Raw genomic sequence first — 12,916 nt, 5'->3', positions numbered from 1 at the left:
AGCCCGATGACGAATTTCAATCAGCCGGTCGATGCCGCGCTCGTGCCGCGCTTCGCCGGCCATTCCACCTTCATGCGCCTGCCGGCGGTGGAAAGCCCGGGCGGATTGGACGTCGCGCTGATCGGCGTGCCGTTCGACGGCGGCACCACCAACCGGGCCGGCGCCCGTCATGGCCCGCGTGAGATCCGCAACCAGTCCAGCCTCATGCGCCGCGTCCATCACGCGACCGGTGCGGCGCCCTATGACACGCTGCAGGTGGCCGATCTGGGCGATTGCCCGGTGAACCCGATCGATCTGCGGGACGCACTGGCGAAGATCGAGGCGTTTTTCGCCGAGGTCGTGGCGGCCGGCGCCTTGCCGCTGTCGGCGGGGGGCGATCACCTCATCACCCTCCCCATCCTGCGCGCGGTCGGTAAGCGCGCGCCCGTCGGGCTGATCCATTTCGACGCGCATTCCGATACCAACGACACCTATTTCGGCGATAATCCCTTCACCCATGGCTCACCCTTCCGCCGGGCGATCGAGGAGGGCGTGCTGGACCCGAAGCGTATGGTGCAGATCGGGCTGCGCGGCTCGCTTTATACGAGTGACGATCACGGCTGGGCGCAGGCGCAGGGCATCCGCCAGATCTATATCGAGGAATTCGCCAGGCGCGGCGTCGATGACGTGATGGACGAAGCGCTGGCCATCGCGGGTGACGCGGCCACCTATATCTCCTTCGACATCGACAGCCTGGACCCGTCCATGGCGATCGGTACCGGCACGCCGGAGATTGGCGGCTTCACGACGCGGGAAGCGCAGTTCATGCTGCGGCGGCTTGGCGCCGTTAACATTGTCGGTGCCGATGTCGTGGAGGTCGCACCGCCCTTCGACCCGTCCGGCCTGACGGCGCTGACCGGGGCGACGATGATGTTCGAATTGCTGTGCGCCATCGCCGCCGGTCGGGCGGCGGCAAGACAGGAGGCTTTGGCATGACCGAGACCCATTTCTACCAGCCCGAACAGGGCCATCGCCTGCCGCATGATCCGCTGAAGGCGATCATCGCACCCCGGCCCATCGGCTGGATTTCGACCGTCAGCACATCGGGGCACGTCAACCTCGCGCCCTATAGCTTCTTCAATATGGTCTCGGACATACCGCCGATGGTCATGTTCAGCAGCAACGGCTGGAAGGACAGCGTCCGCAATGCCGAGGAGACCGGGGAATTCGTTGCCAATCTGGCGGTGGAGGCGCTGGCGAAGCAGATGAACGAAAGCTGCGTCGCGGTGCCGCATGACGTGGATGAGTTCGAACTGGCGGGGCTCGCCAAGGCGCCATCTGTCCTTGTCGCGCCGCCGCGCGTGGCGATCGCCCCGGCGGCGTTGGAGTGCAAATGCGTCTCCATCCAGCAGTTGCAGGGGCTGGGTGGCGTGCCGTCATCCAACTACATGGTCATCGGCCAGATCGTCGGCGTCCATATCGACCCGGCTTTTCTCAAGGACGGAAAATTCGATACGGCGGGCGCTATGCCGCTGGGCCGCTGCGGCTATCGCGGCGACTATGTCTCCGTCTCCAGCCTCTTCGAGATGGTACGCCCGCGCTGAGACGGGCCGCCCGGCGAGGCTGGCCTCGCCGGGAATTTCGCGTTATTTGCCTGCGCTATTTGAAGGTGATGACCACGACATCGCCGCCCAGGCTGAGCATCAGTCCCGTCCGCTTGGCGTGCAAATGCAAAATCACGCCATCATTATTCTTCAGCCATAGATCGCCGCTGCTTTTGTCGCCAAAGGCAAAGCCGTAGCGTCCCTGCACGTAGGAGCCGGGAAACTGCTTGACGGTTTTCAGCCCATAAACCTCGCCGGTCGCATCGATGGTGGAAGCACCGATGCCGCCGATGCCCAAGCCGCCCACGTTGAAGTTATAGCTCTGACCTTGGTAATTCAGCGTGCCGTAGCCGCCATTGCCGCTGCCGATGAAAGCGGCCTGGACCTGGTGCATGACCAGCGTGCCGTCCGGCGTCTGTCCGTCGACGGTCTTCGGCCCGGCGCCGGAATGGCTGCAGGCGGGCAGGGCAGCGACGGAGAGAAGGCCCGCCAGCATCAAGCCGAGACGGATTGCCTTTTTGCTGCTGCGGCCTGTGCTTATGGTCGTCATGTCTCGTTCCCTTTTCACACCGTTTACCGTGCCGCGGGATAATCCCCAGAGGTCAACCCGCATCATCGTCGCAACTTCGCTTGACACCCGTTTGTGATATCTATCATTTCGAGCATAGGGTGAATAGGAGCTTCGGCTTCCAAATGCGGAGAGCGACGTGAGATTCGGGCGGGCGCTATGACGCATTGGCCGCCTTCGATGGTGACCGAAGATGCTGTCGGCGACATTAGTCCTTCGCACCCGATCATCTGTCGATATTGCGGCTTATTGCAGCAGGTGCCCGCACTTGTCGCGCCGGCGACGGCGTCCTGCGCCCAATGCGGCGTAACGCTCCGCCGCGTGCAAAGAAACGCGCTGGGTCGCGCTTTGGCTTTCTCGCTGTCAGGTCTCATGCTTCTCCTTATGTCCTGCATCATGCCGCTGATGCAGGTCAGCACGTTCGGCATCGTGCTCGGGGCGGATATGTTTTCTGGCCCCAGACGGCTGGAAGACCAGGGCGTGTGGGAATTGGCGCTGGTGGTCCTATTCACGACCGCCATCGCCCCGCTTCTGAAACTGGCCGGTACTGCCTATGTTCTTCTGGCAATACGTCTGCCGCAGCCGCCGAAGCATGCGCGTGTCGTCTTCACCTGGATGGGCAAGCTCGGCGCCTGGTCCATGGTGGAAGTCTATCTCCTCGGCGTTTTCGTGGCCTATGTGAAGCTTGTCGATATTGTGCATATCGATGTCGGCGTCGCGGTCTTCGGCCTGGTCGGCGTGATGATCGCGACGGTCGCCGCCGATGCCTTCCTGGATCGTCAGGCGGTGTGGGAGACGTTGGAGCGCAAGGGCGTCGTCGCGCATCGTTTTGTACCGGCGATGGTCAGCACGCCGCAGACAGGCACCGCGTCATTCCTTGCCTGCGAGACCTGCCAGAAAGTGTCGCGCGTCGTGGGGCAGGGCGGTCATGACTGTCCGCGCTGCGGCAGCCATCTGCATGCGCGTAAACCGAATGGTATTGTCCGCTGCTGGGCTTTGGTGATGGCGTCGATCGTTCTCTATATCCCCGCCAATCTTTACCCGGTGCTGACGGTGGTGCAGATGGGCGCGGGTGAGCCCAGCACCATTCTGGGCGGGGTGGAGGAGCTGTTGGCGGCCAAAATGTATCCGCTGGCGGCACTCGTGTTTTTTGCCAGCATCATGGTGCCGATGCTCAAACTCGTCGGGCTCATCATCCTGTTGTTGATGACGCAGTTCGGCAGCGCGGCGCGGCTGCTGGATCGCGGGCGTTTATACCGCATCGTCAGCGTCATCGGACGCTGGTCGATGATCGACATTTTCATGATATCGATCCTGGTGGCCCTGGTGCATTTCGGAGCCCTCGTCACGATCGAACCCGGCCTCGGCGCCGTCGCCTTTGCCGGCGTCGTCATTCTTACGATTTTCGCTGCCGAATCCTTCGACCCACGGATGATGTGGGACGCGGCAGCCAGCCCAGGCGAACGCGCATGAGCGATATGTCATCTCAGATCCCGAGCGCCGCAGTCCAGAAGAAGGGACGCAAACGGGTGTCCCTGATCTGGGGCATTCCCGTCATCACCGTGCTGATCGGCGGCTGGCTGGTTTGGGACACCTATTCCAAGCGCGGCCCTTTGATCAGCATTACCTTCGACCAGGGGATGGGGCTGACGGCCGGACAATCCGTCGTCAAGCATCGCGATGTGACGCTCGGTACCGTCACATCCGTGAAGCTGACGCCCGACATGAACCATGTCGTCGTGAAAATTCAGATGACGCGGGATGCGACGCCGCTGATTTCGGACAAGACGAAGTTCTGGATCGTGCGGCCGCGCTTTTTCGCCGGCAGTCTGTCGGGGCTCGGCACTTTGCTCAGCGGTCCCTTCATCGATCTGCTGCCGTCGCCGGACGCCGGCAAGCCGCAGACGACCTTCGTCGGGTTGGAAGATCCGCCGGTGCTGCAATCCGTCGTGCCCGGCCGCAACTTCGTGCTGCAGGCCGATCACATCGGCTCGGTGTCTCTGGGCGCGCCGATCTTCTACCGGGATCTGCAGGTCGGCCAGATCCTCGGCTGGGATATCGGTGACATGGCGAAAAGCGTCACCATCCATGCTTTCGTCCGCGCCCCTTATGACGCCTATGTGCATGCGGATTCGCGCTTCTGGAACGCATCCGGCCTCGCCGTGAAGCTTGGCGCGGATGGTGTGCAGGTGAAGATACAGTCGTTGGATGCTTTGCTGCTGGGCGGCATTGCCTTTTCCACTTCCGATGATGACGCGACCGGGACCGAAGCAAAATCGGGAACAAGCTTTCCGCTTTATGACAGCCAGGACGCGGCCGATCAGGCGAGCTATGATCGCCGGGTGCCCTTCGTCGCCTATTTCTTGGGATCCGTCGCGGGGCTTGGGCCGGGTTCGCCCGTCACCTTCCAGGGCTTGAGGATCGGCGAGGTCAAAAGCGTGGATATGGAATATGACGGCGCCACCAACACCGTCCGCGCGCCTGTGCGGTTTGAGGTGCAGCCGCAACGCATCAAGAACATCAACACGGTCGCCGCGCGTGGGCCCTTGGCCAATGTCCAGCAGCTGGTTGCCAGCGGGTTGCGCGCACAGATCCAGAAGTCGAATTTTTTGACCGGACAAAGCGAGATCTCGCTGGTCATCCTGCCGAATGCGCCTAAGGCCAGCGTGACCTTTCAGAATAATGAGATCGTCTTCCCGACGTCATCGGGTGCCTTCGATTCCATCACCACATCGGTCACGACACTCCTCGCTAAGATCAACAATATGCCCTTCGATCAGATGTCGGCCAGCCTGACCTCGGCCTTGGCGGGCCTGTCCAACCTCACCAATGGGCAGCAGACGAAACAGGCTGTCGCGTCGCTTGCCGGCACGCTCGCGGCCTCCCAGGATCTGGTAAAGAACCTGAACGCCGAGGCTGGCCCGGCGCTGAAAAGCCTGCCCGCACTGGCCAAGCAGCTGAAAGCGGCCTCCGGAAACCTCAATCTCTTGCTTGTCTCGGCCAATAGCGCCTATGGCGGCGACAGCCATTTCAGCCGTCAGCTGGAACAGCTGATGACGCAGCTGAACGATATGGCGCAATCCTTCCGTGCGCTGTCCGATCTTTTGACAAGCCATCCGGAAGCGCTGATCCGCGGGCGCGCCAATTCAGGGGTTGAGCAATGATGATCTCGCGACGCTCTTTTTCCTTGGCCTCTCTGGGGCTGGCGGTCTTGCCGGCGGCCTGTGCCTCGACCGCGCCGGTGCTCTATACGCTGGATGCGGCGCCGGGTGCGGTGCTGACTGGCGCGCCGCGCGTCATCATTCTGCAGGATGTCGGCCTCGCACCTTATCTCAATCGCAAGCCCATCGTGCGCTCCTCCGGCGGCTACCAGATTGCGGTCGAGACCAATAATTGGTGGGGTGAGACGCTGTCATCCATGATCGGCCGCGTGCTGGTGGCGGAGCTTGATCAGCGTCTGCCGGCGAGCCAGGTCTTCTCGGAAAGCAGCACGGTGACACCGCAGGCGCAGGCGACGGTCGCCCTGAACGTCACGCGGTTCGACCGGAATGAGAGTGGTGCGGTGGTTCTGGCCGCACAGCTTGAGGTGACGCGCACGGACGGTTCCAAGCCGCCTGTGGTGGACAGCCTGCGCTTCGTCGCACCCGCATCGGGTACGGATATTCCAAGCCAGGTTCAGGCGATGAGCGTGGCGCTGGGGCAATTGGCGGATGCCATTGCCCAGGCGCTGGCCGGCTAACGCGCCGCCAGCCAGGTCCGGCTTTCGCCCAGGAACATTTCCAACTCTGCCACGTAGTCTCCATCCTTCACCGGCGTGAAGGGATTGGGGCCGGACGCCGTGCATTCCACGATGATCGACCCGCTATACCCGATGTCATCCAGCGCCTTCAGCACGGCGTCGAAATCCGTATGCCCGCGCCCGACCGCTTCGCGGTTGGAATCGGCGACATGGAAAAGGCCCAGCGCATTGCCCACCGCGCGGATTGTCGCCGGCAGGTCCTGTTCCTCGATATTCATGTGGTAGGTATCAAGCAGGATGCGCATCGCCCTTGCGTCGGCATCCTGAAGCAACTTCAAAGCCTGCCGGCCCGTATTGATAAGATGGGATTCGTAGCGGTTAAGGACTTCATAGACCATAGGCACGCCAGTGGAGGCTGCATAGGCATCGACCGCGCGCACGCTCTCGACCAGATAGCCATATTCGGCCTCCTGGCTTTTCACGGGCTTGATGCGCGTGACCTGGCCGTGGAATGACACGATCGGCTGGCTACCGGTTTCCTGGCGCACGGCAGCCGCGAAGTCGATCAACTCGCGATAGTAGCCGATCGCGGCTTTGCGCGTACCGGCATCGGGATGGGCCGGATCACAATCGGCCGGTGTCAGGGACAGGATGGAAAGACCATGATCGGCGAGAAGGCGCGCGGTCTCAACGGCGTCGAAACTGCCAAGATCGCCGTGCAGTTCCACCCCGTCAAAGCCGAGCCGGGCGAGGGAGGCGGCGACCTCCGACAGCGCACGAGGGCCATAGGTCCAGGTGCAGACACCAAGTTTGCGTTTCATGGCGTTTATCTCCGCTTAGCCGAGCTTGACGACGCGGCCGGTGTTGAAGCTTTCCAGCGCGGCATCCGCCAGGCGCAACGCTTCCGCGCCATCCCGGAAGCTGGTCAGCGGCGTCTTGCCGGCCGCCACGCTCTCGACGAAATTCCCGATCTCGGCCGCATAGGCATCGGCATAGCGTTCGATAAAGAAGGGCAGCACGACATCGCCCTGCGCTGTGCCGGCGGCCGAGAAGGACTGCACGCTGGTTGCGGTCTTGTTGCCGGCGATCAGCATGCCCTTTTCGCCGAAGGCTTCCAGCCGCTGGTCATAGCCATAGGACGCGCGGCGGCTGTTGTTGATATGGATCAGCACGCCGGAGGCCGAGCGCATCGTCACCATGGCCGCATCGATATCGCCGGCGGCCTTGATTGCAGGATCAACCAGATTGCCGCCGAAGGCTTGAACCTCGACGATGTCACCCGCGAAATAACGGGCGAGATCGAAATCATGGATCGTCATGTCGCGGAATAGCCCGCCGGAGACGTTGATATAGCTGATCGGCGGCGGTCCCGGATCGCGGCTGGTGATGATGAGCTGTTCCAGCTTGCCGATTTCGCCGGCCGTCATGCGGTCATGCACGGCGCGGAAGGAGGGGTCGAAGCGGCGATTGAAGCCGATCATGACGGTCGCGTTCAGCGCGCTGATTTCCGCCCAGCAGGCCTTGACCTTTTCCATGTCGAGCGCGATCGGCTTCTCGCACAGGATCGCCTTGCCGGCGCGCGCGGCGCGGGTGATCAACTCCACATGCGTATCCGTGCTGGTCGCGATCAGAACCGCGTCGACCTCGCTATCCGCCAGAACCTCATCCACCGATTGCGCGGCGCGGACACCGAGTTCGGCCGCCATGGCGTCGGAGGCTTTCGTGAAGACATCGAAGACCGAGACAAGCTGCGCCTGGGGGTGGCGTGCCAGATTGCGCGCATGCATGGTGCCGATGCGGCCGCAGCCGAGGACGGAGAAACGAATCATGGAAGGCTCTTTCTTGTCGGACGATTCTTATTGAGACGGCCTTACCTGCCATCGAAACGACACCCCAGGCCCGCAGTCATCTCACAGTGTCGTGTGACATGATCGGAATGCGCCTATGACGGCTTGTGCAGGCGACGGGGTATAAGCGGCTAAGGTCCCCTTGCGCTTGGAGCGTCTTGATTTCTTGATGGAAGATATAGAAGAGATATTCCATTTGGGGTATCTCTTGTCAACGGGAGAACGTTTGGATTGGGGCGATGACTGACAGCGACGGCGAGCCGCAGACGATGAGGGATGACGAGGTGCTGTCCGCCGACATCGGGGCGGAGTCCGCGCCGCGTGATTTCCGTACACTGCGCGCGCTGATCGTGGAGCGGCGCGGCCAATTGCCGAAACGGCTGGTCCAGGTTGCCGATTTCGCGGTTCAACATCCGCAGGAGATTGCCTTCGGCCGTGTCGCGGAACTGGCGAAGCGCGCCAATGTGCAGCCTTCGACCATGATTCGCTTCGCCCAGGCGCTCGGCTATTCCGGCTTTTCGGACCTGCAGCTCGTTTTCCAAAGCCATGCCCGCGACCGTTGGCCCGATTACAATGTGCGGTTGGAAGCGCTGCATGACGGCAATCAGAACGGCGATGTCTTGAGCCTGTTGGATGGTCTGGTCGAGGCGTCCTGCGCTTCCGCGCGGGATTTTCGTCAGAGCATCGATGTCGAGGCCTTGGAACTCGCGGTGCAGCGTCTGGCCGCGGCGCGTACCATATATGTGGTGGGTGTCCGCCGCGCCTTTCCCGTCGCCGTCTATCTTGTCTATGCGCTGCAGAAGCTCGGCGTTCGGTCCGACCTCGTCGATCAATTGGGTGGTCTTGGCGGTCGGCAGACCGATCTGATCACGCCCGAGGATGCGCTTCTGGCGCTTAGCTTTACGCCCTATGCGACCGAGACCTTGACCTCGGCGCGTGCGGCCTTTCAACGCGGCGTGCCGGTGATCGGCATTACCGATTCGCCCTTCTCTCCGCTGGTGCAGGTCTCGACGACCTGGCTGGAAGTGGCGGAGGCCGATTTCGGCGGTTTCCGCTCGCTCTCGGCGTCTTTCGCGCTGGCGACGACGCTGTCCATCGCACTCGTCAGCCAGCGCACGGGTGATCTGCCGCCGGTTAACCTGCGGAACAAAAAGGAATATAAAAACCAGATTGACGAAAATTTGGAATAATGGTTTTATTTACCCCTAAGCAAAAGCGGCGCCAAGCCGTTTAGTCAGGAAACGTCCGGCCGTTTGATGAGGCTCTTTCGGTCTTGGCCGGGCCGCTCCTCCAGAAGAAGGGGTTTCCCATGGCCGCACCGATGCTCGACCTGATCACGATCGGGCGATGCTCCCTGGATCTCTACGGCCAGCAGATCGGCGGGCGGCTGGAAGATATGGGGTCCTTCAGCAAGGCCATCGGCGGTTGCCCGGCCAATATCGCGGTCGGCACGGCGCGGCTGGGCTTGCGGTCCGCGCTGTTGACGCGGGTGGGTGACGAGCAGGTCGGCCGCTTCATCCTGGAACAATTGGCGCGGGAAGGGGTGGAGACCAAGGGCATTGCGGTCGACCCCAAGCGCCTGACAGCCCTGGTGCTGCTCGGCGTGCGCGACAGCAGCACATTCCCGCTCGTCTTCTATCGCGACAATTGCGCCGATATGGCGCTGTGCGAGGATGATGTGGATGAGGCTTTCGTCGCCTCCGCCGGCGCTGTCGTGGTCACCGGCACGCATTTCGCGACAGCAAGCACGGCGGCCGCGCAGAGCAAGGCGATCCGCATCGCCAAAGCCCATGGTCGGCGCGTCATCTTTGACGTCGATTACCGCCCCAATCTTTGGGGTCTGGCAGGCCATGATGCGGGGGAAAGCCGCTATATTCAATCCGATGAGGTGACCGCTCATCTGGCGCCCGTTCTGGCGCTTTGCGACCTCATCGTCGGCACCGAGGAGGAGTTGCATATCGCCGGCGGATCGCAGGACACGCTGGCGGCCATTCGCGCCATCCGTGCGCAGTCCGCGGCCGTCATCGTCTGCAAGCGTGGCCCGATGGGATGCGTGGTTTTTCCGGGTGAGATTCCGGCAAGCCTGGATGACGGCGTGCGCGGCCCTGGCTTTCCGGTCGAAGTCTACAATGTGCTGGGTGCGGGCGACAGTTTCATGTCCGGCTTCCTGCGCGGCTGGCTGCGCGGTGAGACGCTGGAAACCTGCTGCGCCTATGCCAATGCCTGCGGCGCCTTCGCCGTCTCCCGCCTGCTATGCTCGCCGGAAATCCCGACCTTTCCGGAACTGGAATACTTTCTGGCGCATGGCAGCAAGCACCGCGCGTTGCGGCATGACCAGGATATCAACCATATCCATTGGGCGACGACGCGCAGCGCCAGCCCGCCCGGCATCATGGCGCTGGCCATCGACCATCGCATCCAGCTGGAAGCGGTGGCGAAGGAGGTCGGTGCGCCCTTCGAGAGGATTTCCGCTTTCAAGGTTCTGGCCGTGCAGGCGGCCGCGCGTGTGGCCAAGGGCCGCCCAGGCTTCGGCATGTTCATCGACGGGCGCTATGGGCGCGAGGCGCTGTTTCGCGCGGCCGACCACAAGCTTTGGGTCGCGCGTCCGGTGGAGCGCACAGGGTCGCGCCCGTTGGATTTCGAGGCCGGCGGCAGTCTGGGCGCGCATCTGACGGAATGGCCGCTGGCGCAGGTCGTGAAATGCCTGTGCTTCTATCACCCGGATGACCCGGAGGAGCTGCGCCTGCGGCAGGAGCGGGAGCTGGCGCGGGTCTATGACGCCTGCCGCAGCACGGGCCGTGATGTGCTGATCGAAATCATTGCCGGCAAGCACGGCCCGCTGCTGGATGACACCATCCCGCGCGTCGTTCAGCGCCTGTACGATCTCGGCATGAAGCCCGATTGGTGGAAGCTGGAGCCGCAGACAAGTGCGGCCGCCTGGACCCAGATCAATGACGTCATCACCCGCAATGACGGCTATTGTCGCGGCGTGCTGGTGCTGGGGCTGGAAGCGCCGATGGCCGATCTGGCGGCGTCCTTCCGCGCTTGTGCCGGCGTGCCGGTCGTGAAGGGCTTCGCGGTCGGCCGTACCATTCATATCGACCCCGCCCGTGCCTGGCTTTCGGGTAAGATCACGGATGAAGAGGCCCTGGACCAGATGGCCAGCCGCTTCCAACAATTGGTGGATGCCTGGCAGGACGCGCGCCAGGTCAAAGCCGCCTGAGACAAAGAACGGGATAGAGACGAGCGATGCGCACAATTCGCCTCACCATGGCTCAGGCTTTGGTTCGCGCTATGGCCGCCCAGAAGACGGTGGTTGAAACCGAGGACGGGCGGGCGAGCACGCTGCCCTTTTTCGGGGGCGTCTGGGCCATTTTCGGCCATGGCAATGTCGCGGGGATGGGGGAGGCGCTGTACGGCATCCGCGACAGCCTGCCGACCTTCCGCGCGCATAACGAACAGGCCATGGCCCATGCCGCCATCGCCTATACCAAGGCGCTGCGCCGCCGCCGCGTCATGGCCTGCACCAGTTCCATCGGGCCGGGCGCGCTGAACATGGTCACGGCCGCCGCCGTCGCCCATGTCAATCGCCTGCCGTTACTGCTGTTGCCGGGGGATGTCTTCGCGACCCGCCGGCCGGACCCGGTTCTGCAGCAGATCGAGGATTGGCAGGATGGCACGGTCAGCGCGAATGACGCTTTCCGTCCGGTCTCCCGCTATTTCGACCGCATCACGCGGGCCGAGCAGATCATCCCGGCCTTCGCGCGCGCCATGCAGGTGTTGACCGATCCCGTGGAATGCGGCCCGGTGACGCTCGGCCTCTGTCAGGATGTGCAGACCGAGGCTTACGATTTCCCTGTTTCATTCTTCGACGAGAAAATCTGGGTGCCGCGTCGTCCGCGCCCTGATGCGTCTGAACTGGCGTCGGCCGTCAGCCTGCTGCGGGAGGCGAAACGCCCCTTCATCGTCTGCGGCGGCGGCACGCTTTACGCGCAGGCTGAGGGTGATCTGGCCGCTTTCGCGCTGACGCATGGCATTCCGGTGGGGGAGACCCAGGCCGGCAAATCCGCGCTCGCGACCGGTCACCCGATGAATATGGGCGCCATCGGCGTCACCGGTACGGGCGCGGCCAATGCCATGGCGGCCGAAGCCGATGTGGTGCTGGCGGTCGGCACGCGGTTGCAGGACTTCACCACCGGGTCCTGGGCTTTGTTCCAAGGTGAGGGGCGGCGGATCATCGGTCTGAATACCCAGCCTTTCGATGCCGGCAAGCATCAGGCGCAGCCGCTGGTGGCCGATGCGCGGGCAGGGCTCGGGGAGCTCGGCGCGGCGCTCGGCCCATGGCGGGCGGATAGCGTGTGGACGATGCGGGCCGAGAGGGAAAAGTCGACCTGGTATGAGACGGCGGCGGCCTATACCGACGCGCCGGCCGAGAGCGGCAATGCGCTGCCGTCCGACGCGCAGGTGGTGGGCGCGGTGCAGCGTCAGGCGCAGCCGTCCGACGTCGTGCTGTGTGCGGCGGGCGGTCTGCCGGGCGAGTTGCACAAGCTGTGGCAGGCTGGCGCGCCCGGCGGCTATCACATGGAATACGGCTTTTCCTGCATGGGCTATGAAATTGCAGGTGGTCTGGGCGTGAAGATGGCGCAGCCGGAGCGTGAGGTCTTCGTCATGATCGGTGACGGGTCATACCTCATGCTGAATTCCGAGATTGCGACCAGCGTCATGATTGCGCGCAAGCTGATCCTCGTCATTCTCGACAATCGCGGTTTCGGCTGCATCAACCGCTTGCAGCATGCGACCGGCGGGGCCGGCTTCAACAACCTGTTGCAGGACAGCCGGCATGAGGTGATGCCGGAGGTCGACTTCGCGCTGCATGCGCGCAGCCTGGGCGCCGTCACCGAGAAGGTCAGCGATCTGGCCGCACTCTCCCAGGCCCTCGTGCGGGCGCGGGCCAGCGACCGCACCTATGCCGTCGTCATCGATACCGATCCGCTGATCTCCACCGATGCCGGTGGCCATTGGTGGGATGTAGCTGTGCCGGAAGTCTCGACACGCAGCGAAGTGCAGAGCGCGCGGGCTGATTATGTCGCGGCTTTGACGCGCCAATTCGTCGGCAATTGAATGGGCGCGGAGCCTTAAAAACGGTCAGCCGCGGACTTGTTCCGCGGACCTACCCGCG

Annotated in this window: 11 protein-coding genes; 8 read left to right on the top strand and 3 right to left on the bottom strand. The window is 63.2% G+C overall.

Going from position 1 to position 12,916, the window contains the following annotated elements; all coding sequences use genetic code 11:
- The first annotated feature begins 6 nt into the window (after positions 1–6).
- The gene (gene speB, locus ACELLULO517_RS06695) at positions 7–975 is read left to right on the top strand and encodes an agmatinase (protein WP_227306526.1); all 969 of its coding nucleotides are present in this window, start codon (positions 7–9) and stop codon (positions 973–975) included.
- Positions 972–1,583 carry a flavin reductase family protein gene (locus ACELLULO517_RS06690; protein ID WP_227306525.1) on the top strand — a complete coding sequence of 204 codons (612 nt, stop codon included), beginning with the start codon at positions 972–974 and terminating at the stop codon, positions 1,581–1,583. Before speB ends, ACELLULO517_RS06690 begins: the two co-directional genes overlap by 4 nt.
- A 55-nt stretch (positions 1,584–1,638) precedes the next feature.
- Here ACELLULO517_RS06690 and ACELLULO517_RS06685 read toward each other — a convergent pair whose 3' ends face one another.
- Positions 1,639–2,133 (bottom strand): hypothetical protein, encoded by a 495-nt coding sequence (locus tag ACELLULO517_RS06685; RefSeq protein WP_227306524.1) that lies wholly within the window; start codon positions 2,131–2,133, stop codon positions 1,639–1,641.
- Between the two features lie 177 nt (positions 2,134–2,310).
- Between ACELLULO517_RS06685 and ACELLULO517_RS06680 the strand changes: the two genes are divergently transcribed.
- The 3 genes from ACELLULO517_RS06680 to ACELLULO517_RS06670 are packed head-to-tail and all read left to right on the top strand — an operon-like array spanning position 2,311 to position 5,890.
- Positions 2,311–3,624: a paraquat-inducible protein A gene (locus ACELLULO517_RS06680; protein ID WP_227306523.1), complete on the top strand. Its 1,314-nt coding sequence runs from the start codon at positions 2,311–2,313 to the stop codon at positions 3,622–3,624.
- A complete protein-coding gene (locus tag ACELLULO517_RS06675) occupies positions 3,621–5,315 on the top strand; it encodes a PqiB family protein (RefSeq protein WP_227306522.1) in 1,695 nt (564 codons plus the stop codon). Before ACELLULO517_RS06680 ends, ACELLULO517_RS06675 begins: the two co-directional genes overlap by 4 nt.
- Positions 5,312–5,890 (top strand): PqiC family protein, encoded by a 579-nt coding sequence (locus tag ACELLULO517_RS06670; RefSeq protein ID WP_227306521.1) that lies wholly within the window; start codon positions 5,312–5,314, stop codon positions 5,888–5,890. Before ACELLULO517_RS06675 ends, ACELLULO517_RS06670 begins: the two co-directional genes overlap by 4 nt.
- On the opposite strand, the gene ACELLULO517_RS06665 is transcribed toward ACELLULO517_RS06670, so the two are convergent.
- Positions 5,887–6,711 (bottom strand): sugar phosphate isomerase/epimerase family protein, encoded by an 825-nt coding sequence (locus ACELLULO517_RS06665; protein WP_227306520.1) that lies wholly within the window; start codon positions 6,709–6,711, stop codon positions 5,887–5,889. The genes ACELLULO517_RS06670 and ACELLULO517_RS06665 overlap by 4 nt on opposite strands.
- 15 nt (positions 6,712–6,726) lie before the next feature.
- Positions 6,727–7,719, bottom strand: a complete 993-nt coding sequence (gene iolG, locus ACELLULO517_RS06660; protein ID WP_227306519.1) for an inositol 2-dehydrogenase — start codon at positions 7,717–7,719, stop codon at positions 6,727–6,729.
- A 257-nt stretch (positions 7,720–7,976) separates the two neighbouring features.
- On the opposite strand from iolG, the gene ACELLULO517_RS06655 reads away from it, so the two are divergent.
- The 3 genes from ACELLULO517_RS06655 (at position 7,977) to iolD (ending at position 12,858) form a co-directional block, all read left to right on the top strand.
- The gene (locus ACELLULO517_RS06655; RefSeq protein WP_227306518.1) at positions 7,977–8,927 is read left to right on the top strand and encodes a MurR/RpiR family transcriptional regulator; all 951 of its coding nucleotides are present in this window, start codon (positions 7,977–7,979) and stop codon (positions 8,925–8,927) included.
- A gap of 119 nt (positions 8,928–9,046) precedes the next feature.
- Complete coding sequence (locus ACELLULO517_RS06650) at positions 9,047–10,960, top strand: bifunctional 5-dehydro-2-deoxygluconokinase/5-dehydro-2-deoxyphosphogluconate aldolase (RefSeq protein WP_227306517.1); 1,914 nt, start codon at positions 9,047–9,049, stop codon at positions 10,958–10,960.
- 26 nt (positions 10,961–10,986) lie between these two features.
- Positions 10,987–12,858 carry a 3D-(3,5/4)-trihydroxycyclohexane-1,2-dione acylhydrolase (decyclizing) gene (gene iolD / locus ACELLULO517_RS06645; protein WP_227306516.1) on the top strand — a complete coding sequence of 624 codons (1,872 nt, stop codon included), beginning with the start codon at positions 10,987–10,989 and terminating at the stop codon, positions 12,856–12,858.
- Positions 12,859–12,916: the final 58 nt, after the last annotated feature.

It is taken from the genome of Acidisoma cellulosilyticum (assembly GCF_020621385.1).
Lineage (GTDB): Bacteria > Pseudomonadota > Alphaproteobacteria > Acetobacterales > Acetobacteraceae > Acidisoma > Acidisoma cellulosilyticum.
This window is presented reverse-complemented; position numbering and strand designations above follow the sequence as displayed.